The sequence below is a fragment of the Streptomyces sp. NPDC001709 genome, assembly GCF_053596375.1.
In genome coordinates, this window is the sequence record NZ_JBSFGB010000023.1 from 66201 (window position 1) to 92616 (window position 26416).

Annotated in this window: 19 protein-coding genes and 1 pseudogene; 9 read left to right on the forward strand and 11 right to left on the reverse strand. The window is 71.4% G+C overall.

The window, feature by feature from the left end; genetic code table 11:
* Position 1 precedes the first annotated feature (1 nt).
* From ACWC0C_RS29855 to ACWC0C_RS29885, 7 genes are all read right to left on the reverse strand, one after another.
* The gene (locus tag ACWC0C_RS29855; RefSeq protein ID WP_450867102.1) at positions 2 to 2146 is read right to left on the reverse strand and encodes a discoidin domain-containing protein; all 2145 of its coding nucleotides are present in this window, start codon (positions 2144 to 2146) and stop codon (positions 2 to 4) included.
* 84 nt (positions 2147 to 2230) lie between these two features.
* The gene (locus ACWC0C_RS29860) at positions 2231 to 3835 is read right to left on the reverse strand and encodes a glycoside hydrolase family 13 protein (RefSeq protein WP_450867103.1); all 1605 of its coding nucleotides are present in this window, start codon (positions 3833 to 3835) and stop codon (positions 2231 to 2233) included.
* 33 nt (positions 3836 to 3868) lie between these two features.
* Positions 3869 to 4744: a carbohydrate ABC transporter permease gene (locus ACWC0C_RS29865; protein WP_449199553.1), complete on the reverse strand. Its 876-nt coding sequence runs from the start codon at positions 4742 to 4744 to the stop codon at positions 3869 to 3871.
* Positions 4741 to 5697 carry a carbohydrate ABC transporter permease gene (locus tag ACWC0C_RS29870; protein ID WP_450867105.1) on the reverse strand — a complete coding sequence of 319 codons (957 nt, stop codon included), beginning with the start codon at positions 5695 to 5697 and terminating at the stop codon, positions 4741 to 4743. Before ACWC0C_RS29870 ends, ACWC0C_RS29865 begins: the two co-directional genes overlap by 4 nt.
* A gap of 5 nt (positions 5698 to 5702) precedes the next feature.
* Positions 5703 to 7055, reverse strand: coding sequence for an ABC transporter substrate-binding protein (locus ACWC0C_RS29875; RefSeq protein ID WP_450867106.1), 1353 nt, complete (start codon positions 7053 to 7055; stop codon positions 5703 to 5705).
* A gap of 128 nt (positions 7056 to 7183) precedes the next feature.
* Positions 7184 to 8182 carry a LacI family DNA-binding transcriptional regulator gene (locus tag ACWC0C_RS29880; RefSeq protein ID WP_450867107.1) on the reverse strand — a complete coding sequence of 333 codons (999 nt, stop codon included), beginning with the start codon at positions 8180 to 8182 and terminating at the stop codon, positions 7184 to 7186.
* 202 nt (positions 8183 to 8384) lie between these two features.
* Positions 8385 to 9053: an MmyB family transcriptional regulator gene (locus tag ACWC0C_RS29885; RefSeq protein WP_450867108.1), complete on the reverse strand. Its 669-nt coding sequence runs from the start codon at positions 9051 to 9053 to the stop codon at positions 8385 to 8387.
* 251 nt (positions 9054 to 9304) lie between these two features.
* Here ACWC0C_RS29885 and ACWC0C_RS29890 point away from each other — a divergent pair, with 251 nt between their 5' ends.
* The 3 genes from ACWC0C_RS29890 to ACWC0C_RS29900 all read left to right on the forward strand — a co-directional run bounded on the left by ACWC0C_RS29890 (position 9305) and on the right by ACWC0C_RS29900 (position 11189).
* Positions 9305 to 9961: a helix-turn-helix domain-containing protein gene (locus tag ACWC0C_RS29890; RefSeq protein WP_450867110.1), complete on the forward strand. Its 657-nt coding sequence runs from the start codon at positions 9305 to 9307 to the stop codon at positions 9959 to 9961.
* Positions 9962 to 9993: 32 nt separating this feature from the next.
* Positions 9994 to 10533 (forward strand): toxin-antitoxin system, toxin component, encoded by a 540-nt coding sequence (locus ACWC0C_RS29895; RefSeq protein WP_450867190.1) that lies wholly within the window; start codon positions 9994 to 9996, stop codon positions 10531 to 10533.
* Positions 10534 to 10961: 428 nt separating this feature from the next.
* Positions 10962 to 11189 carry a hypothetical protein gene (locus tag ACWC0C_RS29900; protein ID WP_449199547.1) on the forward strand — a complete coding sequence of 76 codons (228 nt, stop codon included), beginning with the start codon at positions 10962 to 10964 and terminating at the stop codon, positions 11187 to 11189.
* Positions 11190 to 11230: 41 nt separating this feature from the next.
* On the opposite strand, the gene ACWC0C_RS29905 is transcribed toward ACWC0C_RS29900, so the two are convergent.
* On the reverse strand, positions 11231 to 11911 hold the full coding sequence (locus ACWC0C_RS29905) for a 4'-phosphopantetheinyl transferase family protein (protein ID WP_450867112.1): 681 nt from the start codon (positions 11909 to 11911) through the stop codon (positions 11231 to 11233).
* Positions 11859 to 12785, reverse strand: coding sequence for a metallophosphoesterase family protein (locus ACWC0C_RS29910; RefSeq protein WP_449199545.1), 927 nt, complete (start codon positions 12783 to 12785; stop codon positions 11859 to 11861). The genes ACWC0C_RS29905 and ACWC0C_RS29910 overlap by 53 nt, the downstream gene beginning before the upstream one ends.
* Before the next feature lie 322 nt (positions 12786 to 13107).
* Between ACWC0C_RS29910 and ACWC0C_RS29915 the strand changes: the two genes are divergently transcribed.
* Entirely contained in the window at positions 13108 to 14217 is a 1110-nt protein-coding gene (locus ACWC0C_RS29915) for an ATP-grasp domain-containing protein (RefSeq protein WP_450867113.1), read from the forward strand.
* Positions 14218 to 14339: 122 nt separating this feature from the next.
* Entirely contained in the window at positions 14340 to 16025 is a 1686-nt protein-coding gene (locus ACWC0C_RS29920; RefSeq protein WP_450867115.1) for a carbohydrate binding domain-containing protein, read from the forward strand.
* A gap of 239 nt (positions 16026 to 16264) precedes the next feature.
* Here the strand turns inward: ACWC0C_RS29920 and ACWC0C_RS29925 are convergent, their stop codons facing one another.
* On the reverse strand, positions 16265 to 17602 hold the full coding sequence (locus ACWC0C_RS29925) for a 6-phospho-beta-glucosidase (RefSeq protein ID WP_449199542.1): 1338 nt from the start codon (positions 17600 to 17602) through the stop codon (positions 16265 to 16267).
* Between the two features lie 85 nt (positions 17603 to 17687).
* Entirely contained in the window at positions 17688 to 18533 is an 846-nt protein-coding gene (locus ACWC0C_RS29930; protein ID WP_450867117.1) for a lipocalin-like domain-containing protein, read from the reverse strand.
* A 278-nt stretch (positions 18534 to 18811) separates the two neighbouring features.
* Between ACWC0C_RS29930 and ACWC0C_RS29935 the strand changes: the two genes are divergently transcribed.
* The 4 genes and pseudogenes from ACWC0C_RS29935 (at position 18812) to ACWC0C_RS29950 (ending at position 26404) form a co-directional block, all read left to right on the forward strand.
* Entirely contained in the window at positions 18812 to 19225 is a 414-nt protein-coding gene (locus ACWC0C_RS29935) for a hypothetical protein (protein ID WP_450867119.1), read from the forward strand.
* Positions 19222 to 20145, forward strand: coding sequence for a hypothetical protein (locus ACWC0C_RS29940; RefSeq protein ID WP_450867121.1), 924 nt, complete (start codon positions 19222 to 19224; stop codon positions 20143 to 20145). The genes ACWC0C_RS29935 and ACWC0C_RS29940 overlap by 4 nt, the downstream gene beginning before the upstream one ends.
* 2787 nt (positions 20146 to 22932) lie before the next feature.
* Positions 22933 to 24534: pseudogene (locus ACWC0C_RS29945) on the forward strand (CHAT domain-containing protein); the annotation flags it as partial.
* Positions 24535 to 24577: 43 nt separating this feature from the next.
* On the forward strand, positions 24578 to 26404 hold the full coding sequence (locus ACWC0C_RS29950) for a LamG-like jellyroll fold domain-containing protein (RefSeq protein WP_450867123.1): 1827 nt from the start codon (positions 24578 to 24580) through the stop codon (positions 26402 to 26404).
* The last annotated feature ends 12 nt before the right edge of the window (positions 26405 to 26416 follow it).

The window sequence follows — 26416 nt, forward strand, 5'->3', positions numbered from 1 at the left end:
ATCAGGACGTCAGGTACGCCTCCACCTCACTGAACTGCCCGGCCGGCCAGCCCGTGTTGGCGCTGACGGTGAGGCGGAGGTAGCGCAGGTCGGTGGTGTTCGGCAGGGAGACGGTGGCCGTGTTGCCGGTGGCCGGGTCGAAGCGGTAGCCCTGGGGGCCCACGACGGTGGAGTAGTTCGAGCCGTCGGTGCTGCCGAGCACGGTGATGGTCTGGGTGCGGGCGCCCCAGGCCGACGACGGGGGCAGCTTCAGCACCAGGCGGCGCACGGCGTAGGACGAGCCGAGGTCGACCGTCCAGGACTGCGGGAAGGCGTTGTTGGCCGACTCCCAGTAGGAGTTGGCATCACCGTCGACCGCCTTGCCCGGCGTGTAGACGTCCTGGGAGCCGGTCGCACTGGCCGGCCGGCCCTTGGCGAGGTTGCGGTTCGGATCGGGGTCGGGGTTGCCCTGGCCGGGCCGGGGCCAGGTGGAGCAGTCCGACCAGGTGCTGGACCAGCCGGAGTTGCCGCCGCCGTCGGTGAGGGTGAACGAGCCGGAGTTGGCCGGGTAGGGGCAGTTGTAGATGCCCGCGGCCCCGACCTGGCCGGCGGTGACGTTCTTGAAGGTGGCCGCGCCCTGCGCCTCGGCCTGGACGACGACCGTACCGGTGTTCTGCACGCTCGCGCCGGTGACGTTGACGTTCCTGACGGGGTATCCCCGCCCGCCGCCGGAGACGAACTCGAAGGCGCTGTACGGGCTGTCGGTGATGGTGGTGTCGGTGATGTTCACTATCGCGTTGATCGCGCTGTCGTAGGAGTCGACGCGCAGCGCGCCCATCGGGTGATTCCAGTTGGGGTTCATCGCGCCGGTGCGCACCAGGGTGTTGCCGTCGACCGTGATGGTGCCCGACAACGGCGAGAAGGGGTCCAGGAACTTCTGGTTGGAGATCGCGATACCGCTGCCGAGGGCGTTGGTGTCGGAGATCAGGTTGTTCTTCACCGAGATGTCGGTGCCGCCGTAGATCGCGATGCCGTTGGCGAGGTTGGGCTGCGAGATCGTGTTGTTCTCGAAGCTGGAGTTCGTGTCCGGCGAGTACAGCGACCACATGGCGAGCGAGTCGTCGCCCTGGTTGCGCAGGAAGTTGTTGCGGACGACGACGCCCTTGGCCGTGCCGTTGAGGTTGATGCCGTCGGCGGTGGTGTCCAGGATGCGGTTGTTCTCCACCACCAGGTTGTCGTCGTTGCCCATCAGCCACATGCCGCACTTCATGTGCTGGATCCACATGCCGGAGACGGACGAGTGGGGGCCGAGAGAGCCGTTGACGAAGTTGTCCGGATTGGAGTCGACGCGCTCGGTGACCTCGCCGATCACCGCGAAGTCCTTGATGTGGACGTTCCCGGAGGAGCTGGACTGGTCGATGAAGCGGGAGGTGTGCACGACCGAGTACCAGCTGCCGGTGCCCTGAAGGGTCACGTTCTGCACTCCGTTGAGCGAGGACGTGATGCGGTAGTCGCCTGGCGGGATCCACACTGTTCCGCCCTGCGCGGCGGCGATGGCGTCCCGGAAGGCCTGGGTGGAGTCGCCGTTGCCGCTGGGGTCGGCGCCCTTGGACACGACGGAGACCGAGCCGGCGGGCTGCGTGGCGGCGGCCTCCACCTGCTCGAAGTCGGCGACATCGACCGTGACCTGGGTGCCGGTCGGCTCGAAGGCGACCTTGTCGCCGGGCTGGACGTTCTGGCCCAGCAGCATCCGGGCGTTGTCGAAGAAGTGGTGCTGTTTGGCGCCGGGGATCCAGCCGGTGTCGATGTAGGAGTACTTGGAGGTGACGGGCAGGGTCTTCGCGAGCCTGACCCCGTTGACATACACGTTGAGCGTGCCGGACTGGCCGTCGGGGACGCTGTAGGAGACGTTCACGGCGTTGGCGGCCCGGGGCGCCGTGAACTCGACGCGCTGCCCGGAGGTGAGGCGCACGGCCTGCCGTCCGGAGGCCTCGGAGGCGAGCGTGCCCTGGGTGTAGTCGGGGCCGATCTTGCTGCCCGTGGTGGTCGCCGACTCCGCCTCCACCGAGGTGAAGGGGAGGCCGGCGCCGACAGCCGCGTGGGCGGCGGGCGCGACGGCGACGAGCATGCCGGCGGCGAGGGTCACAGCGGCCGCAAGGCCTGACATGCTCCTGACAGATCTGACCATGGTGCTGTGCATGTACTGGTCCCTTCGGAGTGGGGTGCGGGGATGGCGCGGTGCGTCGGCGGCTCAGCTCCGCAGCCAGGCCGCCGTGTCCTGCGGCAGTCGGCCCTGGTCGTCCAGCGAGCCGCTGGCGAGCACGAGTTGGGAGTGTTCGGGTAGCTCGGAGGGGGTGGGCCCGAGGTTGACCATGCAGGTCATGCCCGCGCGGGCGAAGGCGAGGACGCCCTCGGGGGTGGGCAGCCAGGTCAGCGGGCCGCCGCCGAAGAGGGGGCGGGTGGCGATGGCCTGGCGGTAGAGGGTGAGCATGGAGTCCGAGTCCTGCTGTTGGCGGTCGACTGCATACGATGGCCAGTCGACCGGCTGCGGTAGCCACGGCTCCTGCTGTGAACCGAATCCCGCATACGGCATACCGCCGGCCCATGGCAGCGGCACCCGGCAGCCGTCCCGACCGGGGGCGACTCCATACGATCGGAAGTACATCGGATCCTGTATGCGGTCCACCGGGATCTCGGCCTCCGGCAGCCCCAGCTCCTCCCCCTGGTAGATGTACACCGCCCCCGGCAGCGCCAGCGACAGCAGCGCGGCCGCGCGGGCCCGCCGGGTCCCCAGCACCGGATCGCTCGGCGTACCGAAGGCCTTGGCGGCGAAGTCGAACCCGGTGTCCTCGCGGCCGTAGCGGGTGACCGTGCGCGTGACGTCGTGGTTGCACAGCACCCAGGTGGCCGGGGCGCCGACGGGGGCGTGTTCGGCGAGGGTGGTGTCGATGGAGGCGCGCAGCCGGTCGGGGTCCCAGGGGCAGGACAGGAAGGAGAAGTTGAAGGCGGTGTGGAGTTCGTCGGGGCGCAGATAGCGGGCGAAGCGTTCGGGGTCGGGGAGCCAGACCTCGCCGACGAAGACGCCGTCGTAGGCGTCGGCGACGGCCCGCCAGGAGCGGTAGATGTCGTGGAGTTCGTCACGGTCGACGAAGGGGTGCGGCTCGGGATGCGTGGCGAGGTCGGGCAGGTCCGGGTCCTTGGCGAGCAGGGCGGCGGAGTCGATGCGAACACCGGCGACGCCCCGTTCGAACCAGAAGCGCAGGATGTCCTCGTGTTCCTGGCGGACCGCCGGGTGGGCCCAGTTGAGGTCCGGCTGCTCGGGTGTGAACAGGTGCAGGTACCAGTCGCCGTCGGGAAGTCGGGTCCACACCGGTCCGGTGGAGCCGACGAACTGGGACGGCCAGTCGTTCGGCGGGAGTTCACCGTGTGCGCCCCGCCCGGGCCGGAAGTGGAACAGCTCCCGCTCGGGGCTGCCGGGCCCGGCAGCGAGGGCGGCCCGGAACCAGGGGTGCTGGTCCGAGACGTGGTTGGGCACGATGTCGACGATGGTCCGGATGCCCAGCTCCCGTGCCTCCGCGATGAGTTTCTCCGCCTCGGCCAGGGTGCCGAAGGCCGGGTCGACGGCCCGGTAGTCGGCGACGTCGTAACCGCCGTCCTTCATCGGGGACAGGTACCAGGGGTTGAACCACAGGGCGTCCACGCCGAGTTCGGCAAGGTACGGCAGCCGGGCGCGGACGCCCGCGAGGTCGCCGGTGCCGTCGCCGTCGCCGTCCGCGAAGCTGCGGACGTAGACCTGGTAGATGACGGCGGAGCGCCACCAGTCGCGGTCCTTCGGGGCACGGGTGGGCTGTCCCACGGGGCTTCCCTTTCTGTAGACGAGGCGGCGGCGTCAGCCCTTGGTGCTGCCCGCGCTGATCCCGGCGATGATGTGCCGCTGGAAGACGAGGAACAGCGCCACCATCGGGATGCTGGCGATCACCATCGCGGCGATGAGCACGGTGAGCTGGATGTTCTGCGACAGCTGGACCAGGGCCACGCTGATCGGCTGCTTGTCGGTGTCGGAGAAGACCATCAGCGGCCACAGGAAGTCCTGCCAGACCGCGACCAGCGCGAAGATCGACACCACCCCGAGCACCGGCCGGGACATGGGCAGCACCACCGACCACAGAATGCGCAGCTTGCCGGCGCCGTCGATCTCGGCGGCCTCCAGGACATCGCGGGGCAGCTGGTCGAAGAACCGTTTGAGCAGGTAGAGGTTGAAGGCGTTGGCGACGGCCGGCAGCCAGATGGCGAGGGGGTCGTTGAGTAGACTGGTGTGGATCAGCGGCAGGTCGGCGACCGTCAGGTACTTCGGTACGACGAGGGCCTGCGCCGGGACCATGAGGGTGGCGAGGATGCCGCCGAGGATCACCTTGCCGAAGGCCGGTCTCAGCTTGGACAGGGCGTAGGCGGCGGCCGTGCAGAACACCAGCTGGAACGCCCAGGCGCCGGCGGCCTGTACGACGGTGTTCCACAGGTGCTGCGGGAGCTGCATCAGGTCCCAGGCGTCGGTGTAGCCGCCGAGGTGCCAGTGTTCCGGGACGATCGTCGGCGGCGTCCGGGCCACCTCGTCCGGGGACTTCATCGCGCCGGTCACCATCCAGTAGACCGGGAAGAGGAAGGCGAGCGCGAAGAGGACGACGACGGCCGTGAACACCGTCCAGTAGACGGCCTTGCCGCGCGGGCGGGCGAGGGTGGCCGGGGAGATCAGGGTGCGGGTGCTCATGCGATGTCCCCCTCACTGCGGGTGAGCCGCAGATAGACGGCGGAGAACGCGCCGAGCAGGACCAGGAGCATGACGCTGAGAGCGCAGGCGCCGCCGAAGTCGTTGTAGAGGAAGGCGTACTTGTAGATGAGGTAGAGGACGGTGACCGTGGCGTTCTCCGGGCCGCCGCCGGTGATGACGAAGGGCTCGGTGAACACCTGCATGGTGGCGATGATCTGGAGGAGCATCAGCATCAGGATCACGAACCGGGTCTGCGGGACCGTGACGTGCCGGATGCGCTGGAGCAGGTTCGCGCCGTCCAGTTCGGCGGCCTCGTACAGCTCGCCGGGGATGGACTGGAGGGCGGCGAGGTAGATGAGGACGGTGCCGCCCAGGTTGGCCCACGTGGCCACGATCACCAGGGAGACGAGCGCGGTGTCGGTGCCGTTGGACCAGTTCGACGTCGGCAGGTGCAGGAAGCGCAGCGCCTCGTTGGCGAGGCCGGCTCCGGGGTCGTAGAACCACTTCCACAGCAGGGCGCTGACCACCGGCGGGATCATCACCGGCAGGTAGACGACCACCCGGAAGAACGCCTTGGCGTGCCGCAGCTCGTTGAGGACGAGGGCGAGGAGGAAGGGGATGGCGAAGCCGATGAGCAGGGCCAGCAGGGTGAAGGTGAGGGTGTTGCGCCAGGCCGCGGTGAACTCGGGGTCGTTGAGGACGCGGGTGAAGTTGGCGGTGCCGGCCCACTCGGGCTTCGAGCCGGGCGTGTACCTCTGGAAGGCGATGACGAGCGCGCGGATCGCCGGGTACCAGGAGAACAGGGCGAAGCAGACGAGGCCGCCGAGCAGGAAGGCGTAGGCGCGGGCCTGGTCGGCGAGGCGGCGCCGCCTCCGGCCCCCTACCGAGGGCGGCGCCGGGACCGGATGGACGGCGGCTTTCGTCACGGGCCGCCGCTCGGCCGTTTTCGTCATGGCGGTCAGCTCCGGGCCAGGATGCCGTCGATCTTGCCGGAGGCGCCCTTGAGGAGCTGGTCGATGTCGGCGTCCTTGTTGGTGAGGACGGCGGAGACGGCGGAGTCGAGGACGGAGTAGATCTGCTGCGCGTCCGGGGGCTCGATCTTCATCCGGAGTTTCTGGTTGCCGTCGAGGAAGGCCTGGTAGTTCCCCACCGGGACATTGGCGTTGGCCTTCTTGACCTGCTGGTCCTTGGCGTCGGCGGCGCCGGTGAACAGGCGCGGCTCGGGCAGGCCGACGGGGGCGTTGCTCTTCTTGGCGCGGGCGTAGTCGCCGAGGAAGCCCGTTGCGGGGGTGAGGAACATGTGGTCGAGCCACTTCAGGCCGGCCCGGATCTGGGCGGGCGTGTCGTGCTTGTTGAACATGTAGCCGTCGCCGCCGATGAGCGTGGCCCGGCCGCCGGGCATGGGGCCGATGGCGATGTCGTCGTAGTCGGCGCCCTTCTCCTTGACCAGGATCGGGATGTTGTCGGGAGCGGCGAGGTACATGCCGAGCTTGCCTGAACCCATCATCTGCTGCACGTCGTTGATGACGAGGAGCTGCTTGCTGCCCATGGAGTTGTCGGTCCACCGCATGTCGTGCAGGGCCTGCAGGACGGCGTGGCCCTCGGGGGTGTCGATGGTGGCCTTCTTGCCGTCGGCGCCGACGACGTCGCCGCCCTGCGCGTACAGCTCGGCGGTGAAGTGCCAGCCGCCCTGGTTCTGGGCGCTGTAGTCGGCGTAGCCGACGGTGCCGTTCCCGAGGGCGGCGATCTTCTTCGCGTCGGCGCGGACCTCGTCCCACGTCGTCGGGGGCTTGTCGGGGTCGAGACCGGCCTCCTGGAAGAGCTTGCGGTTGTAGATCAACCCCATGCTGTATCCGGTACGCGGTATGCCGTAGACCTTCCCGTTCACGGTGTAGATGTCGCGCAGCTGCTTCTGGATGGTGTCGTAGGACTTCAGGTCCTTGAGGTACGGCGTGAGGTCGGCCGCCTGGTTGATGTCCACGACGTGCCGGGCGTCGGTGAAGTACGCGTAGAAGACGTCTTCCATCTGACCGCCGGCGAGCTTGGCGTCGAAGGTCTTCGGATCCTGGCAGGGGAAGGCGTCGTGTGCGGCGACGTCGATGTCCGGGTTCTGCTTCGTGAAGGAGGCGAGGTCCTCCTCGAAGAACTTCCGGTCGGCCTTGGCACTCTTCGGCGGCTCGCAGTTGACGGTGATCCGTGTCTTGCCGCTCGCCGAGTCGCCGTCACCCGACCCGCAGGCGGTGGCGGCGAGGGCGAGCGAGGAACAGACGCCGATCGCGACGAAGGTACGGCGGAACCCGGTGCTTCTCATCGGTGGACCCCCTGGTGGCACTCATGGCAGGAGCGGTGGGTGCGCACACTCAAGCACCGGCGACATGTTGACGCAAGATATCGCGCAGATTCTGTAATTTTCTAACAGCCCCTGGATGCTCTCCGATCTCAGCCGCGCGGGGCTTGCGCGGTGGAGCCGCGCACCACCAGCTCGGGCTCGAACAGCAGCTCCTCGGCGGGTACGGCGGTGCCGCCGATCTGCGCGTTCAGCAGCTCGACCGCCGCGCGGCCCATGGCCTCGATGGGCTGGCGGACGGTGGTGAGCGGGGGCTCGGTGCAGTTCATGAAGGCCGAGTCGTCGTAGCCGACGACGGAGATCCGGCCCGGGACGTCGTACCCCTTGCGGCGCGCGGCCCGGACGGCGCCCAGCGCGAGGGGGTCGGATGCGCAGATGATGCCGGTGACCCCCCGGTCGATCAGCCGGGACGCGGCCGCGTGACCGCCCTCGATGGAGAAGATCGCCCGGGCGACGAACTCTTCCGGCAGGTCGCCGGCCATCGCCCGCGCGGCGGCCAGCTTGCGTGCCGAGGGCACGTGGTCGCCGGGGCCGAGGACCAGTCCGATGCGCTCGTGGCCGAGGGAGGCCAGATGGCGCCACGCCTGCTCGACGGCGACGGCGTCGTCGCAGGACACGCCCGGGAAACCGAGGTGTTCGATGGCCGCGTTGACCAGCACGACGGGGATGTTGCGTTCGGCGAGCAGCCGGTAGTGGTCGTGCGGGGCGTCGGCTTGGGCGTACAGGCCGCCGGCGAAGACGACGCCGGAGACCTGCTGTTGCAGCAGCAGTTCGACGTAGTCCGCCTCGGAGACGCCGCCCTTGGTCTGTGTGCACAGCACCGGAGTGAGCCCGAGCTGGGCCAGCGCGCCGCCGATGACCTCGGCGAACGCCGGGAAGATGGGGTTCTGCAGCTCCGGCAGGACCAGGCCGACGAGCCGGGCTCGTTCGCCGCGCAGCTGGGTGGGGCGCTCGTAGCCGAGAACGTCGAGAGCCGTCAGCACCGCCTGCCTCGTGGCCTCGGAGACCCCGGGTTTGCCGTTGAGCACCCGGCTGACCGTGGCCTCGCTGACCCCGACCTTCTTCGCCACTTCCGCAAGTCGTCGCGTCATGTACGCAAGCTTAGCGCAAGTTACGCAAGTCGCTTGCGTAAAGGGGCATGCCCGCACCTCCATGCGCGGAGGGGCGGCCGACGCGCGTTCAGGGCGCTTGCGCGAACCAGAGGCGGCTGACACGGAGGCGATGGTGCGCGGCGTGGCCCGGGCGGTTTTCCGACCCGGCGCCGCCGGCGACCTGAACGCCGGCGGTGCCGGGTCAGTCCTCGGGGGGTGAGACGACCGTGAGGTGGGCCGTCCCGCCGCGCCGGCGTGGGCGGCGTACCGGCGCGGTGGGCCGGCGGTTCTCGCGGAGGACCAGGGTCAGCCGCCGGTAGCCGAGGTCGCGCAGGACCTCGGGCGTCTCCTCGACGATGCGGCACTCGGTGGGGCCACGGCGCGGATCGGGGTGGAACAGCAGCCGGACGGCCCCGTCGAGCCGGGTCCCGCTCTCGCCGACAGCCCGGATCCAGTGCGGCAGGCCCTGCCGGTAGGCGGCCTCCATCAGCGGGTCCTGGGCGACGTCCCGGCGGATCGCCTGGAGTTCGTGGTCGTGACCGTACGTCTCCAGGCTGGTCCTGAGGTGGGCCAGCATCGGCAGGCACCAGCCCTGCTCGTGCTCGCCGAGGACGTCGGCCGCGTCCGGGTGGAACAGGACGAACCGCAGGAAGTTCTCCCCGGGCATGGCCGTCGTGTGCCGTCGCACCCCGCGGAAAAGTGTCTCGAACGCGCCGTTGGCCATGAGCACGTCCCAGCGGTGGTCGACGACCAGGGACGGGCAGGCGAGGGCATCCAGCAGTACGGCGTAGTCCTGGAGGTACGCCTGGGTCTCGCAGGTCTCGGGGACGGGCCGCGGTGCCGGCCGCTGCCCTCCTGCCTGATGTGCCATCGGGAGGTCACCCCTCTTGCCTCTGCGGCCTTCACGCGGCCCTGCGATCCTGCGGCTCTCAACAAGACCGTGTCAACTATCGTGGCATTCCGTGCCCGTTGACGGCTGAAATTCGCCACAGTTGTGGCGACACCTGGATGTGAGTTCGAGGCACCCGCTACTCTCCGGGAAGTTCACGGCGACCGCTTGTGAGAAGCTCGTGAGAAGCACGGACGCATCTGAAACCCTCGAGAGACGTAGGAGTTCTGTCGGTGACGGATGGCTACGAGGATCCGGGCGCCACGGCGACCGCCCAGCTGCCGGCCGTCGTCGCCCGCGTCACCGCGCTCGCCGACCGGCTCGGCGTGCCGCAGGCCGAGGTCTTCGACGTCGGGCGGCTCTCCGTGGCCTGCGGTGTCCCGGAGGCGGTGGTCAAGGCCCTGCTCGCGGGCCGGCCGGCCGGCGAACCGGACGTCCAGGCACGCTTTCTGCAGCGCCTGGGCCTGCTGCGCCGTACCCGGCTGAAACCGAACGGCCGTAAATACACCCAGCAGGAGATCGCCGACGGCGCGGGCATGTCCCGGCAGCAGGCCGGCGCGCTCATCAACGGCGACCGGCGGCCCACCATGGAGCACTGCGACGCGCTGCAGCGCTTCTTCCGGGTGCACGCCGGCTTCCTCACCGCGGAGGACCCCGAGGCGCTGGCGGGCGCGCTGCAGCGCACCGAGCAGGAGCTGCTGCAGAAGCTGGCCGACCGGGAGCGGGCCGCCGCCGGGGCCGCGGGCGACCCGCTGGAGCAGCTGCTGCAGGACCACGGGGTGCGCGGAATAGCCTGGCGGGCCGCGCAGTTGCCCACCGATCAGCACCGGGACAAGGTCGCGGAGTGGCTCGACATGCTCCTGGAGAGCGTCAAACGGCCCGAGTCGTGAGCCGGGGGAGGACTGTGGGCATCGGCAGGGACATGCGCCGGCTGTGCAACGAGCTGGTGGGCGGCCTGGCGCTGCCCAGGCCGGCGCCGCCGCAGGAGCTGTACCACGCGTTGTGCGAGGCGATGAGCCGCCGCCGCGGCCGCCCGGTGCACTTCCGCGCGGCCGCCTTCCCGCCGGGCACGGCGAGCGGGCTGTGGCTGGACCTGACCGACCGTGACCTGGTCGTCGTGGAGGAACGCACCGCGCCCGACCACCAGTTGGTGATCCTCGGCCACGAGCTGTGGCACATGCAGGCCGACCACCGCGGCCACCACGTCGACGGCATCGGGGTCGCCACGCGGCTGCTGTACGACGACACGGACCAGGACGCACTCCAGGCCACGGTGCAGCGGGTGGCGGCCCGGACCCGGTTCGACCTCGCCGAGGAGCGGGAGGCCGAGACCTTCGGTCTGCTCCTGGCCCGCAAGTGCCGTACTCGGCTGGCCGGTTCGGCCCTGCGCGGCCCGGTGCAGCGTGACGACGTCGCCGGGCGCATCGAGGCCTCCCTGGGCTATCCGGGGCCGCAGGGCTGACCCTGGGGCGTTCCAACGCAGGGCTGACCCGGGGCGTTCCACCGCGGGGCCGACCCGACGGCACTCCGTCGCGGGCGGCCCGAGGGCGTTTCCGTCGCGGGGCTGCCCCTAGGGCATTCCGTCGTGGCGCTGACCCGAGCGTTCTCGCCGCAGGGCCAGACGTCGTGCGTCGTGCGCGGGACCACTGGCCGGCCTCGGCCGGCCGTCCTCGGCTGCTCGCCCAGTTCCGCGCGCCCCGCCCCCTCGGCGTGGGACGAGTCGCGGGCGGCGCGTCGGCCACCCCTACCGGCCTCAAGCGGAAGGTTTCGGCCTGCGCTGAGCGGGCGAACCGGGGCGGAGCCGGACGCCGTTGTCAGTGGTGGGCGGCAAGCTGGAGGGTGCGCCGCAGTGCGGCGCGACCGTGACGCCTACTCGGGGAGAGCCGAACGATGCCCACCGCCGTACTGACCGACCGTGAGCGCACCGCCGTACAGGCCTACCTGCGGTTGCTGCATACGGTGCGCGCCGCCTTCGACGGGCCACCGGACGGCGGCCGGCCCGCCGTGGTACCCCCCGCCGTGCTGGCCGAGGCCGAGCAGGCCCTGGCGCGCGCGGGTCTCGTGGGCAACGAGGAGGGGTTCTTCCGGCTGCTGCGCGACTGGTGCCCGCCGGCCTGACCGGCCCGGGCGCGGCGCCCGGAGCCGCCGCTGCCGGGCATTCAGGAGTGCGGGACGACCACGGCGGTGGCGAGTACTCCGTCGCCCACGGCCCACCGGCCGTCGAAGACCTGGATCCGGCGGTCGCCGACCCGGGGCCCGGGGACGAGGAGTTCGGCGCGCAGGGTGCCGTAGGGCTCGTCGCCGGGGCCGGGGTGGAGGGTGATGTCGGCCTCGGAGAAGTCCAGCCAGGCGCGGGTCAGCGGGAACCACGCCTTGTAGACGGACTCCTTGGCGCTGAACAGGATCCGGTCCCAGTGCACGGTGGGCCGCTGCCCGGCGAGCCGGTCGAGCCGCTCGGCCTCGGCGGGCAGGAAGACGGAGGGACCGACACCGACCGGGAGCGGTCCGTGCGGTTCGGCATCGATGCCGAGGGAGACCAGATCGGCGGCGCGGGCCAGGGCGGCGGCGCCATAGCCGTTGCAGTGGGTCATGCTGCCGATCAGGCCGGCCGGCCAGCACGGTGCGCCCCGCTCGCCGCTGAGCACGGACTGCGCGGGCACGCCGAGCTTCTCCATGGCGCGCCGGGCGCAGCCGCGTACGACGGTGAACTCCCGGCGGCGCTTGGTCAGCGCACGCGCTACGAGCGCTGCCTCACCGGGATAGAGCGGGGCGTCCCACAGCGGGTCGTCAGCGTGTGCCTCCACGGCCACGACCGACTCCGGGAGCAGCTCCTCGATCACCGGCTTCGACCTCCGTCGGCAGAATGCGGCGCAGCCTTCCCGGCGGTCCCGGGCGCTTGCGCCATTCGCGGGGATATCCCACGGACACCTCTTCGAAGCGGACTCCGTCGTGCCAGGTGGTGCGCGGGATGTGCAGATGACCGTAGACCATGGTGGCGACGGGGAACCGTCGGTGCCAGTCGGCGGTCAGCATGGTGCCGCACCACATGGCGAACTCGGGATACCACAGCACCTCGGTGGGATGCCGGTGCAGCGGATAGTGGTTGACCGGTACGACGGGCAGGTCCGGGGGCAGCTCGGCGAGCCTGCGCTCGGTCTCGGCGACCCGCGCCCGGCACCAGGCTTCACGGGTCGGATAGGGATCGGGGTGCAGCAGGTACTCGTCGTTGCAGACCACGCCGGTGCTCTCGGCGTAGGCCAGGCCCTCGGCCTTGGTGGCGCAGCCGGACGGCAGGAACGAGTAGTCGTACAACAGGAACAGCGGGGCGACGACGACCGGGCCGCCGGGGCCGCGCCAGACCGGGTAGGGGTCCTCGGGGGTGACGACGCCCAGCTCGCGGCACAGCCCCACCAGGTGCTCGTAGCGGGCGACGCCGCGCAGGGTGACCGGATCCTTCGGGTGGGTCCACAGCTCGTGGTTGCCGGGGGCCCACAGCACCTTGCGGAAGCGGCCCGCCAGTTTCTCGAGCGTCCAGCGGATGTCGGCGACCACCTCGCCGATGTCACCGGCCACGATCAGCCAGTCCTCGTCGCTCGTCGGCCGCATGTCCTCGATCAGGGCACGGTTCTCCGCATAGGAGATGTGCAGGTCGCTGATGGCCAGCAGCTCTCCGGCATCGGCCTCGGACTCCACCCCTGCACCCCTTCCGATCATCCTCTGCCGGGACCACAACAACACATTCCCGGACACGGGACAAGTGACTACCCGGCCGCCCGCCGCGCGGGCGTGGCAACGGGCCGGTTCCGGTGGGCCCGGACCCCGGAGGCCTTCTGGGCAGGCCCCGGCGAGCCTGCTGGACAAGGCCCGGAAATCCGTAACATCCGCGTTGCACGCGCGGGCTCTTGAAAGCCGTATGATCGCCCCGACACCATCACCCCAACCTCCCTCTTCTCAGGGGTTGTTCGGCGTCCCTTCCTCCCTCCTGCCCGGGCACGGGCCACCGAGCCCTGCCCGAAAACCCTGAAAGGCGGCCTGCATGCTCTCTCGCGTACGCGTCTGGCTCAACCGCACGTACGCGGAGAACGTGTTCTTCATGGATCAGCTGCGCAGAAATCCCAGCGATCGCGCGGTGGAGATCCATGCCACGCACGGGGACCCCGACTCCCCCGTGCTGGCCGCCGCCGACACCGCCGACCTGGAGCCGGAGGGGCTGTCCCCGGCCGCGTACGTCGAGTACGCCCTGGACCAGTGTGCCCGGCGCGGCATCGATGTGTTCGTGCCGCGGCTGCACCAGGCGGCGATCGTGAGGCACCGCGCGGAGTTCGCGGCGGCCGGTACGGCGCTGCTGGCGCCGACGCCCGAGGCGGTGGCGGTGTTCGAGGACAAGGCGACCGCGTACGAGGCGGTCCGCTCGGTGGGGGTCCCGGTACCCCCGTGGTGGCGGGTGCGTACGGTGGACGAACTCCTCGCCGCCGTGGAGGAGCTGGAGGCGGCCGGGCACAAGGCCTGCTTCAAGCCGGCCGCCGGTGCCGGCGGGGTCGGCTTCCGGGTGATCACCCGCACCCCGTTCTCACTGGCCGGCCTCGAGGGGTTCCCGAGCCCGTACGTCCAGCTGGACCTGGTCGTCGAGGCGCTGCGGCGATCCGGGGAGCCGGTGGACTGGCTGGTGATGCCGCGCCTGGAGCAGCCCGAGGTGTCCGTCGACTGCCTGACCGGGCCGGACAACCGGCTGCGGCTCGCGGTGGGCCGCACCAAGAACGGCCGTCGCAGGGGCTTCACCCTGGACGAGCGGTGGCTGGAGCCGGCCCGGCTGATCGCCGAGGGCTTCGGGCTGCACCACCTGTCCAACATCCAGTTCCGCATGCTCGGCGACCGGCCGGTGCTGCTCGATGTCAACACGAGGCCCTCCGGGGGCTTGCACCAGGTGTCGCTGTGCGGGGTGAACATGCCTTGGGCTGCCGTGCGGTTGGCCCTGGGCGAGGATCCCGGGGTGATCGAGCTGCCGTTCCTGGGGCAGGACTACACGGTGGTTTCGGGGCCGCGATCCCTTTTGCCCACGGCACTTCCTCGGCAGCGGGAAGCGGAGATCGCCCTGCCGGCGTTGCCCGTGCAGGCCGCTTCGGCGGTGGAGGTCCTGCCGCTGTAGTTCACCGGTATGGACCAGTTCTGTTTCTTTCCTTGACAGCAGGATTGGTCCATACCAAATTCTTTGGCGCACCTCCGCACATCCGTGCACTCCCGAACACCCCATCCCCACAGGGAGATCGCGTGCGCAATCCACTCGGACGTCCCAGACGTCGGCTTCTCGCTCTGCTCGGTTCCGTCGCCCTCGCGGTCGGCGGGGTCATCGCCCTTCCGGGTACCGCTCAGGCGGCCAACATCCTCTCCAACGCCGGCTTCGAGTCCGGCGGCCTCTCCCCCTGGACCTGCACCGGAAATCTCGGTTCGGTCGTCTCCTCACCCGTGCACAGCGGCGGCAAGGCGCTGCAGGGCGCGGTGACGTCGAGCGACAACGCGCAGTGCAGCCAGACGGTCGCCGTCCAGCCGAACACGACGTACAGCCTCAGCGGCTGGGTGCGCGGCAGTTACGTGTACCTGGGCGTGAACGGCGGCGCGTCGACCTGGACGACGTCGCCGTCGACGTACAACCAGCTCAGTGTCTCCTTCACCACGGGCGCCTCCCAGACCAGCGCCACCATCTATGTCCACGGCTGGTACGCCCAGGGCACCTACTGGGCCGACGACATCAGCCTGGACGGCCCGGGCGGCGGGGGCGGCGGGGACACCCAGGCGCCGACCGCCCCCACGGGCCTCACCTCGACCGGCAAGACGTCGTCCAGCGTGTCCCTGTCGTGGAACGCGTCCACCGACAACGTGGGCGTGACGGGGTACGACCTCTACAGCGGCTCGAACCGGGTGCTGACCGTCTCCGGCACGTCCGCCACGGTCGGCGGGCTGTCGCCCAGCACGTCGTACACCTTCACGGTGAAGGCGCACGACGCCGCCGGGAACGTCTCGGGGGCCTCCAACGCCGTCTCCGTGACGACGGACGCGGGCAGCGGCGGCGGCAGCGGGTTCAAGCAGGCCGCGCCGTATCTGTACGAGGGCTGGGGCGATCCGCCGAGTCCGACGACGGTGATGAGCGCGACCGGGATCAAGTGGTTCACGATGGCGTTCGTGCTGGACTCCGGCGGCTGCACCCCGGCCTGGGACGGCAGCCGGCCGCTCACCGGTGGCGCCGACCAGAGCGCCATCAACGCCGTCCGGTCCGCGGGCGGTGACATCGTCCCGTCCTTCGGCGGCTGGCAGGGCAGCAAGCTCGGCGCCAACTGCTCCTCCGCGGCCGCGCTCGCCGGGGCCATCCAGAAGGTGATCGACGCCTACGGCCTGAAAGCCGTCGACATGGACATCGAGAACTCGGACGAGTTCGAGAACGAGGCCGTGCAGGCGAAGATCCTCACCGCGCTGAAGACGCTCAAGGCGAACAACCCCGGCCTGAGGACCATCGTCACCTTCGGCACCTCCACCACCGGGCCGACGTACTACGGCAACCGGCTGATCGAGCAGGCGCAGTCGCTCGGCGCGAACATCGACGTGTTCACCATCATGCCGTTCGACTTCGGCGGCGGCTCGGACATGTACGGCAACACGGTAAACGCCGCCGAGGGCCTGAAGAGCAAGCTGAAGTCGACGTTCGGCTGGGACGACGCGACCGCCTACTCCCACATCGGCATCTCGGGCATGAACGGCCTGTCCGACCAGCAGGAGACGACCACCCCGGCGATCTGGACCCAGATCCGGGACTGGGCGAACTCCCACCACATCGCGCGGCTCGCCTTCTGGTCGGTCAACCGTGACCGGCCGTGCGCGGGCGGCGGCGTGGTGAGCAACTGTTCGGGCATCGGCCAGAACAACTGGCAGTTCACCTCGATCACGGCCGGGTTCACCGGCTGAGCGCGCCCTCGGTGTCCCCCCGGTTCCAGGACCGGGGGGACATTTTTTTCGTCGGGGTGTATCAGAGCGCTGCCCCGCGGCTCTTCATGACGGGAACGGAGGACCCGCCCGGGGGGGAAGCAACGGGGGATGCCGCGGGGGAACGGGTCGGTCGGTCGCGGGAACGGGGGGCGACCGGCCGACCCGGATGGGCAGCACGGGCCGTCGGCACGGCCGTGCTCAGTGGCCGAGGACGGCGGTCACTTGAGGTAGGCCAGGCCAGGATGGACCTCGGTGTAGCCCTCGACCAGTCTGCGGGCCACGTTGACCGAGTCGACCAGCGGATGCAGCGCGAAGGCCTTCACGGCCGTCTGACGGGAGCCGGACTCGGCGGCGGCGAGCACCTCCCGTTCCACGGCCTTGACCGAGCAGACCAGCCCGGTGGCGTGACCGGTCAGCGGGGCGACGGCCACGGGGTGAGCGCCGCCCGCGTCGACCAGACAGGGGACCTCGATCACCGCGTCGGCGTCGAGCGCCGAAAGCGTGTTCATGTTGCGCACGTTGAGGATCAGCGTGGTCCGCTCGTCGCGGGCGATGGCCCGCATCAGGGCGAGCGCGACCTTCTCGTAGCCGCCGGACAGGTCGTCGGGCTCGCGCTCGCCCGCCCCGGCGCTCTCCCGGTTCTCGGCCATGTAGGTGGCCTCGCGCTCGGCGCGCGTGCGGTCCCACACGTCCAGGGCGGACCTGTCCGTACGCACCGCCTCCGCATAGAACCGGGCCTGCTGGTCACGCAGGAAGGCACCCCTGGTCTGCTCCGCCTCCCGGTAGGCGCGTACGGCTTCGCGGTTGAAGTAGTAGTAGTGCAGGTACTCGTTGGGGATCGCGCCGAGCGAGTGCAGCCAGTCCGCGCCGAACAGCCTTCCCTCCTCGAAGGAGCCCAGCAGGGCGGGGTCGGCGAGCAGGCGGGGGAGTTCGTCGCGCCCGGCGACGCGCAGACCGCGCACCCAGCCGAGGTGGTTGAGGCCGACGTAGTCGACGAAGGCCTCCTCCGGGTCGGCGCCGAGGACGCGGGTGATACGGCGGCCGAGCCCGACGGGCGAGTCGCAGATGCCGATGACGCGGTCGCCGAGGTGCCGGGACATGGCCTCGGTGACCAGGCCGGCCGGGTTGGTGAAGTTGATGACCCAGGCGTCGGGGGCGAGGCGCGCCACCCGCTCGGCGATGTCGACGGCGACGGGGACGGTGCGCAGGCCGTAGGCGATGCCGCCCGCGCCGACGGTCTCCTGGCCGAGGACGCCCTCGGCGAGCGCCACCCGCTCGTCGCTCGCCCGGCCTTCCAGGCCGCCGACACGGATCGCGGAGAAGACGAAGTCGGCGCCGGCGAGCGCCGCGTCGAGGTCGGTGGTGGCGGTCACCCGGGGCGCGTCGGGGATGCCGGCGGCCTGTTCATCCAGTACACGGCGCACTGCATACAGTCGACGGTCGTCCAGATCCTGGAGAACGACTTCGGTGACCCGCCCTTCGGCGTGGTCGGCCAGCAGTGCGCCGTAGACAAGCGGCACCCGGAACCCGCCGCCGCCCAGAATCGTCAGCTTCACGTCTGCACCCTTCCCTCTTCCCTCGCCTCCCGCCCCGACCACCTCACACCCGGATGACGGATTTCATGGTGAATTCTGTATCCCGTTAGGAGCCGATGACGTCCGTGAAGCCGTGCCCGGTGATGTCCTCTCCCGCGAGGGTGCCCGTCACCCGGCATGCGCCGGTGTAGGCGCCCTGGGTGCTGAACAGCTTCTGATGGGTGATGTCGAGGGATGCGTCAAGGCTGGGAACGGTCAGGACCCAGTGCCCGTCGCGGTCGGTTCGCTGCGCCTGGGTGATCAGGTGTGAGCCGTCGGCCTTGAGCTCGGTGAGCCAGCACGTACCGTCTCCCCCGGCGTCCCAGACGCTCACGTACCGGCCCGCGCCGAGGTCGAGCCCGAGCCAGGTGAAGCGCGGCGCCTCGGTGGCCCCGGAGATCCACTGACGGTCGAACCATGTGCGTCCGGTGACCTCATGCGTGACCCCCTCGACGGTGATGGTTCCCGACGTGGTCAGGCCGGGCAGCGCGTACTGCCCCGTCGTCCCGCCGAAGAAGGGAAACACGCCGGCGCCGCCGCTGTAGAGCACCGGTTCCTCGCGACGGAGGGCGAGCCGGATCGACGCGCTGTCCGTGGCTGCGGATATCTCCAGCTTGTCCAGGTCCCCGCTCAGGGTCAGGATCGATGTCCGCACGTCGAGCGAGTCCGCGGACACCGTCACGCCGTCGACGCCCTCGACGGTGTGCTCGTCGCTCGCGCGGCCGTCCGGCTCCTGGAGCAGCGCGACCGTGCTCAGACTGGCACCGTTCATCTCCATCGTGTGGATCTTCGCCCAGAAGACCTTCTCGCCGTCGTGCAGCTTGGCGCCGAACCACCAGGAGTCCGTCTCACCGGCGGACGTTGCCGGGAGTCCATCGGCGGCGTCGATCAGTGTGGGGCGGTTCGCGGTCATCGAATCTCCTGTCACCGGGCGGCCGTTGACGGCCGAGTTGATTGATCAAGAGTAGAACTTCCGCCGATCAGCCGACCGTTGGGCCAGTGGCCTGCCGAGGACTGCCCGGCCCCGCCGGGCCCCACCGGGCCCCGCCGGGCCCTCCGCGTAGGCAGGGGCGTCGCATCCGGCTGTTCCGGCCGGCGTCTCCGGCTCACCCCACCGGCATCGCGATAGATTTGACGGATGGTGGCGGTCGCGCCCCGCGTCCGCCGATGCGGCTGACAGGGGGTACGCCGGTGACCGGTCCGTCCGAGGGCGAGGGCGAGGGGGTCGACGCGCGCCTGGGCCAGCTGTGTGCGCGGCTGGCGGACCGCGCGGGGCCACTGGCCACCGATCCGCAGCTCGCCGCGGCGTCCGAGCGCGTGCTCGACCTGGTGCGGTCCGGCCGGGACGCGACGGCCGGGCTCGACCTGCTCGACGATCTCCTGCTGCGCGCCGGTTACGCCGGCGGGCTGGGGGCCTACCGCACCGGCCAGGGCCCGGTGTTCTCCCTGCTGCCGGGAGCCTCCGCGGGCGGGCATCCGGTGCTGGAGGCCCTGGTGTGCCCCGCCGGCCGGTGCCCGCGCGTCGAACTGCCCCGGGGGGCGCGGGAGGACCCTCCCGTGTGCGCGGTGTGGGGGCGGGCCCTGCGACGCGACCGCATCGCGTGACCACCGGCGTGCTCGGGGCACTCGGCGGGAAACTCGCCGAACGCTGGGCCACGGCACTGGCGTTGCCCGGTCTGCTGTATGTGGCGGTCGCCGTTCTCGCCGCCGCGCTGGGACAGCACCCCTGGTACCCCGCCCCGGAGGCGCACCGACGGCTCGCGGCGACGGCGGCGGGCACGGCCGGTCATGGCCCCGGAGCCGTTCTGCTGGCGGTCTTCATGCTCCTGGCCTGCGCCGCGGGCGCCGCGGTCACGGCCCGCGGGCTCGGCGGCCTGGTGGAACGGGCATGGCTGATCGAGGGCGATCCCGACGCGACGGGGCCGGTGGCGTGGCTCATCCGACGGCGGCGTGCGCGGTACCTAACGGCGGCGCATGCGGCCCACGGCGCACATCTGGCGGCGGCGCGAGCCGGGCGTTCCGCGGGCCCGGACGAGCGGCAGGCCCTGATCCGCCGGGCGGAGCGGGCCTATGCGGTGCGCAACCGGATCTCGTTGCGCGAGCCGTGTCACCCGACCTGGATCGGTGACCGGCTGGCCGCCGCGGAAGCCCGCGTTCACGAGGCGTACGACCTGGATCTCGTCTCGGCCTGGCCCCGCCTGTGGCTGGTCCTGCCGGACGGTGCCCGCTCGGACCTCCACCAGGCACGGGCCGCCTTCTCCACCGCGGCCCAGCTGATCGCGTGGGCCGGCGGTTACGCCGTACTGGCCGTGTGGTGGTGGCCCGCGGCGGTGGTCGCCGGTGCGGTGGGCGTGGCGGGATGGTGGCGCGGCAGGGCGACCGCGGAGGTGCTCGCCCTGCTGGTCGAGTCCGTGGTGGACGTCCATGGAGCCGGACTGGCGCGGGCCCTGGGCTTCGAGTGCCCGCAGCGGCTGACGCGCGAGGTGGGCGAACAGGTCACGAAGTCGTTGCGGAAGGACACCTGAGGGGGAGCGAGCATGACGGACGGTGGCCAGGCCGGCTGGGCCGAGCGGCGGGATCGCCTGGTGGCGCAGGTGCGGGATCGGGTGCGGCGGTGCCAGGACGAGCGTGACCCGGCCCCGGTGCTGGATCCGGAGGCCTCGGAGGAAGTCGACCGCTTGATCTCGCTCCTGCGTGGGCGTCAGGATCCGGAGGCCATGTACTGGATCGGGATGCTGTGCTTCTGGCGCTTCGCCGAGCTGCCGTTCGGGCCCGACGCGATGCGTGAGCTGCGCAGCGCGGGCCTGCATCTGCTGCCGCTGACGGTGACTCACCCGGGTGTGGTACCCGATGTCGTACGCGAACACGTCGAGCGGATCGGCGCGAGCCCGGCCGACTGGAGCGACTTCGCCATCGGATTGATGGAGCAGTACTTCGAGACCGGCAACCGCGTCTACCTGGACTGTGCCGTCGACAATCTGCTGTACGCGGCCATCGGGCGGAGCGGGATGCCGGACGAAGCGGAGTACCGGCGCAATCTGCTGATGGCGCTCCACACCCGGTACCGGCTGGCGGCCGATCCGGAAGACCTGCGTCTGCTGGTCGTGACGGGCCGCAAGGCGGTGGCGCTGACCCCCGGGGACGAACCGCTGCGCGGCACCGTACTGGCCATCACGGCCGCAGCGCTGAAGGACACCGCCGAACGGACGCGTGACCTCGCCGTCCTCGACGAGGCCGTAGAACTCTTCGACGAGGCCGTGGCCACCGTCTCCGCGTCGGACCCCAACCGGTGTGCCGCGCTGACGGACCTGAGCCAGGCATGCCGTCTGCGGTACGAGTTCACCGGTCACGCCGTGTCCCTGCACCGGGCGGTCGAGGCCGGGCGGGCCGCCGTGGAGGCCGCGCCCGACGACGTACACCGCCCTGCCGCGCTCGGCACGCTGGGCCAGGCCCTGCTCGACCTCGCCCAGCACACGGACCGCCCGGCGGACCTGGACGAGGCCGTCGCGGTACTGCGCCGGGGGCTGCGCGACACACCCGGGGACTCCGTCGACCGGGTCAGCCTGCTCAGCACCCTGGCGGGAGCGCTCAAGACCGGCTTCGAGCGCCGTGCCGACCCAGCGGTCCTGCACGAGGCGATCGACCTGCGCCGGCAGGCGGTGGCGGACGCGCCGCCCGGTCAGGAGATCTACGCGCTCGTCCGGATGAACCTCGCCGTCGATCTGCTGGAACTGGACCACTACCGGGGCCAGTCACCGGAACTGGTGGAGGAGGCCGTGGGCCTGGCCCGCGAGGCGGCCGGTCTCCTGGAGCGAGGAACCCCGGCCTGGCTGTCCGCCCAGGGCACCCTGGCGCACGTCCTGCGCGCGTGGTTCCGCTACGACTCCCGGCCGGAGGTCCTTGAGGAGTCGCTGGCGCTGCACCGGAAGGTCCTTGCCGCGCTCCCCCCGGACGGCCCCCTGCGCGCCGGAAAGCTGATGCAGCTCGGGTACGCCCTCAAGGCCCGCTACCACAGTGTGGGCGACTCCGAGGCGCTGATCGAGGCCATGAACGTCACCCGCGAGGCACTGGAGCTCACCCCGCCCGGCCACGCCGCCCGGGCTCACCGCATGACGGTGCTCGCCGAGATCCTCACCGCCCTCACCCGGCGCACCGACATGTCGGAACCGCTCGTGGAGGCGGTGGGCCGGTACCGGCAGGCCGTCGAACTGACCCCGCAGGGGCACGCGGAACGGGCCAGCAGGCTGGAGAGCCTGGCGGGCGCGTTGCGGATGGTCTTCCAGCGCACCGGCGACACGGACGCCCTCGACGAGTCGATCGGCCTCTACCGGCAGGCCGTCGCCGTGGTACGGGACACCGGGCACACTGCGGACGCCTACCTGGGCAGCTACCGCAACAACCTGGCCGTGGCCCTGCGGCTGCGGTCCGAACGGACGGGCGACCCGGCCGACTTGGACGAGGCGGTGACCCTGCTGCGGCAGGCGGCGGCGATGGTGCCGGAAGGCCGGGGCGCTCGAGCCTCACGGCTGAGCAACCTGGCGTTCGCGCTGCGCAGGAAGGCCGACGTACAGGGAGACGACGCGGCCCGGGAGGAGGCGAGGGAGGCGTACCGGGAGGCCGCGCTGACCGCTGCCTCGCCGCCCCTGGACCGCGTGGAGGACGCCCGGAACTGGGGGGTCCTGCTGGCCGCCGACGGCCGGTGGGCCGAGGCGCGCGACGCCTTCGCGCTCGGCGTGGGACTCCTGCCGAGGGTGGCCCCGCGCTCGCTGGCCCGGCACGACCAGGAATACGGGCTGGGCCGGCACATGGGCCTGGCCGCCGACGCCGCGGCATGCGCTCTGACGACCGGGGATCCGCTGGGCGCGCTGCGGATTCTCGAACAGGGCCGCGGGGTGCTGTTCGCCCGGACGGTCGACGGGAGCGGTGATCTGGCGGCGCTGCGCGAGCGGTACCCGGACCTCGCCGCGGAGTTCGCCCGGCTGACCGCGCAGCTGCAGGACGGCGACGCCCACGAGGACACCCTCGCGCCGCATACCGTCGCGGGCCGGACCGCAGCGACCGCGGCCGAGCAGGCGACCCGGGAGGTGACGAGCGCCTGGGAGGACCTGCTCGGCCGCATCCGGGAGCTGCCCGGCTTCGGGAACTTCCTCGGCTCGCCGGACGCCGGGGCGCTGCTGCGGGCCGCCGCCGAGGGACCGATCGTGGTCGTCAACGTCAGCGTGTACCGCTGCGACGCCCTGCTCGTCACCCCGGACGGCGTCGATACGGTCCCCCTGCCCGGGCTTACCCCGCAGACGGTCGAGGAGCAGGTCATGCGGCTCGACCGGGCGGTCGCCGACGGGGCCGGCGCAGGAGGGGACGAGCGGGCCGCCCAGCGGACCGTCCACGGCATCCTGGGCTGGCTCTGGGACACCGTCACCGGACCGGTGCTGGACCGGCTCGAAGCGCTCGGGCTCCTCGGCGCGGGAGCGGACGGCCCCGACGGCGGCGCGCCGCCCAGGGTCTGGTGGTCGCCGACCGGACAGCTCGTCTTCCTCCCGCTGCACGCTGCCGGGCACCACGAAGGCGCCGACGAGGACGGTGCCCGCCCCCGTACGGTCCTCGACCGGGTGGCGTCCTCCTACACGCCCACCATGCGCGCGCTCGTCCATGCCCGCGGCCGGATCGCGGCCCCGCCCGCCGAGGACGGTCTGCTCGTCGTCGCCATGCCCCGTACACCCGGGGCGCGGCCCCTGCCTGGTGCGCAACGGGAGGTCGAGTCGCTGCGCGCCCGGCGGCCGACGGTGCTCAGCGGAGCGGAGGCGACATCCGCGGCCGTGCGTGCGGCGATGGCCCGGCACCGCGGTGTGCACTTCGCCTGCCACGCCGTCAGCGAGCCGTCCGACCCGTCGCTCAGCAGGCTGCTGCTCCACGACCACGCCGACACCCCGCTGACCGTCCAGGACATCTCCCGGATGGAACTGAGCGGCTCCCGGCTGGCGTTCCTGTCGGCCTGCGACACCGCGCGCAACGCCGTACGGCTGGTCGACGAGGCGATCCACATCACGAGCGCCTTCCAGCTGGCCGGCTTCCCGGCGGTGATCGGCACCCTGTGGCCGGTCAACGACGCCTTCGCCGCCCGCCTCGCCGCCTCCTTCTACCACTCGCCCCGACCCGACGGCCACGGCACGGCCCCGCCCCCGCACCCGGCACTCGCCCTCCACCACTGCCTCCGCGCCGCCCGCAACACCTACCGAGCCGCTCCGACCCTGTGGGCGGCATACCTGCACACGGGCGCCTGAAAGGGCCGGCCCGGCACGCTCGCCGACCACTCGGCGGCCATCGAGTCCACCCCGGGCCTTCAGGGGCGCTTCATCCGGGAGTCCTGGGACCACGCAATCCTGCAGCGCGTGAGCGACGGAAGACCGGCCGGGCGCGCGGGTGCCGGGCTGTACGACAACGGTGTCACCAGGCCCGGCTACTGCTGGGAGTACGGCGATGGCACCGGCGAGGCCGTGCGCGACCGCCCGTTCGTCATCGAGGCGCCCGTCCGTATCCGGTGCTACCGGCACGAGGGGATCGTCGTCGCCAACCACCAGCGCTTCGAGGGCCTTGGCGGGCTTGCGGCGACCTGGGAGCTGGCGCCGGCCGACGGCCGCATCCGCACCGCTCCGGCCGAGCTGCCCGATCTGCGGCCGGGCGAGACCGCGGCCGTACCGTTTCCCTTCGCGCTGCCGGCGGACGGCGGCGCGGCGTGGCTGACGCTGCGGGTGGTCACGGCCGAGGACCAACCGTGCGCGCCGCGCAGCACGGAGGTGTGCGCACCGCGGATCCGGCTGCGGAGGGCTGCCCCGGCCCGGCCGGTACGGGCGGTGCAGGCGGACGACGAGGGACTGCTGGTACATCCACCGCCGACGACGGCACCGATGCTCACTCCGGCCCCGTCTTCCCCCGTCCCGTCACCTTCACGGAGTTCACGTGTGTACGTCGCATGACCACAACCAGGGCGAGGCCCCGCAGGCCGGTGCCGCGAGACGTGGTTTCCTCAGGGCCACCGCGCTGCTGGGCGCCGCCGCCACGGCCGGGGTCGCGCTGCCGTCGGTCGCGCAGGCGGCCGGGAAGGGCGGCCGGCGGCCGGATGCGGACAGCCGCCGGTTCACGCTGGCGGTGATGCCCGACACCCAGTACCTGTTCGACGGCCCCAGCATCTACCCGGCGCCGCTCGAGGCCTCGTTGCGCTATCTGCTGGAGCACGGCGGGGACGACAACATCGTCTTCCTGACCCACCTCGGTGACCTCACCCAGAACGGCGCCGAGGAGGAATTCGCCGCGATCGGGGAGGCGTTCGGGATCCTCGACCGGCGGGGCGTCGGTTACAGCGTGCTGGCCGGCAACCACGACGTCAGGTCGTCGACGGACGACCAGCGCGGCCCGACGCCGTACCTGGACACCTTCGGGCCGCGGCGCTTCAGGGACAAGCCGACGTTCGGGGGCGCCTCGCCGGACGGCTACAACACCTTCCATCTGTTCCGGGCCGCCGGGCGCCAGTGGATGGTGCTCGCGCTGGACTGGCGGCTGTCGGCCAAGGGGTACGCCTGGGCGAAGGACGTGCTGGCCCGGCACCCGAAGACGCCGGTGATCCTCACCACGCACGAACTGGTCGCCGACGAGGACACGTTGTCGTCGTACGGGCAGCAGCTGTGGGACCAGCTGATCGAGGACCACGGCCAGATCTTCCTCACCCTGAACGGCCACTACTGGCCCGCGCACCGCGCGATCCGCAAGAACGCGGCCGGCAACGAGGTGCATCTGCACCTGACGAACTACCAGAACCGCTACTTCGGCGGCGCGGCGATGATCCGCCTCTACCACTTCGACCTGGACCGCGACGTCATCGACGTGGAGACGGTCTCACCGTGGATCCTCGGCCGGGCCGGGAAGGGGCTGGGCGAGCTGGAGCGGCGGGAGATCGAGCTCAGCGGCGACGCGGACCGCTTTTCGGTCGGCATCGACTTCGCCGCCCGTTTCGCCGGTTTCGACCCGGTGCCCGACCGCCCGGCCCGGCCGGCGTCGAGGATGCTGGCACCGGGCACGGTCGCGTACTGGCGCTTCGAGTCGCCCGTCTCCGGTACCGTCCGGGACCTGTCCGGCCGGGGCAACGACCTCACCGTGGTCCCGGTGGGCGGCGGCTCGCTCGGCTGGTCACCGGACCACCACCCGGACCAGCCGGGCCACGGCAGCCTGGAGTTCCAGGGCTACAAGTCGCCGCTGCGGGGCGCCTACCTGCGCACGGTCGACGGCGCGCCCCTCAACTCGGCCGTGTTCGAGGACGGTTACACGATCGAGGCCTTCTACCGGCTGCCCGCCGACTGGGACAGCTCCCACAACTCCTGGTCCGGGCTGGTCGGCCGGGCGGGCCGGAACGGCGACATCGGCCGGCCGACGGACGATCCGGACGAGCCGCCCGCCACCTTGTCGATCACCGACGGTCCGGGCCCGCAGTGGGCGGCCCGCCCGCTGAACCAGCAGGCCCTCCTGACCAACTGGGGTGACGAGACGGCGCGGGAGACCTGGTGGCACGTCGCCGTGGTCAACGACGGACGGCACACGACGATGTACGTCCAGGGCTGCCCGGTGGTCCGCAATCCGCACGCCGGCGCGCACGGTGTGGCGTCGGCCGGGCAGCCGTGGCTGATCGGCGGCTACCAGTACGGCGGGAAGATCGACCAGATCCTGCACGGACGGCTCGGCGACGTCCGCATCGTCGCACGGGCGTTGCCCGTCACCGCCTTCATGACCCACTGACCCCCTGACGAG

What these genes read in the sequence shown, in the direction of transcription:
- ACWC0C_RS29910 (WP_449199545.1), bottom strand. Translation starts at nt 12,785, where the DNA reads ATGATCGGAAGGGGTGCAGGGGTGGAGTCCGAGGCCGATGCCGGAGAG.
- ACWC0C_RS29870 (WP_450867105.1), bottom strand. Translation starts at nt 5,697, where the DNA reads ATGACGAAAACGGCCGAGCGGCGGCCCGTGACGAAAGCCGCCGTCCAT.
- ACWC0C_RS29855 (WP_450867102.1), bottom strand. Translation starts at nt 2,146, where the DNA reads ATGTCAGGCCTTGCGGCCGCTGTGACCCTCGCCGCCGGCATGCTCGTC.
- ACWC0C_RS29885 (WP_450867108.1), bottom strand. Translation starts at nt 9,053, where the DNA reads ATGGCACATCAGGCAGGAGGGCAGCGGCCGGCACCGCGGCCCGTCCCC.
- ACWC0C_RS29930 (WP_450867117.1), bottom strand. Translation starts at nt 18,533, where the DNA reads ATGACCGCGAACCGCCCCACACTGATCGACGCCGCCGATGGACTCCCG.
- ACWC0C_RS29915 (WP_450867113.1), top strand. Translation starts at nt 13,108, where the DNA reads ATGCTCTCTCGCGTACGCGTCTGGCTCAACCGCACGTACGCGGAGAAC.
- ACWC0C_RS29895 (WP_450867190.1), top strand. Translation starts at nt 9,994, where the DNA reads ATGCGCCGGCTGTGCAACGAGCTGGTGGGCGGCCTGGCGCTGCCCAGG.
- ACWC0C_RS29900 (WP_449199547.1), top strand. Translation starts at nt 10,962, where the DNA reads ATGCCCACCGCCGTACTGACCGACCGTGAGCGCACCGCCGTACAGGCC.
- ACWC0C_RS29875 (WP_450867106.1), bottom strand. Translation starts at nt 7,055, where the DNA reads ATGAGAAGCACCGGGTTCCGCCGTACCTTCGTCGCGATCGGCGTCTGT.
- ACWC0C_RS29865 (WP_449199553.1), bottom strand. Translation starts at nt 4,744, where the DNA reads ATGAGCACCCGCACCCTGATCTCCCCGGCCACCCTCGCCCGCCCGCGC.
- ACWC0C_RS29880 (WP_450867107.1), bottom strand. Translation starts at nt 8,182, where the DNA reads ATGACGCGACGACTTGCGGAAGTGGCGAAGAAGGTCGGGGTCAGCGAG.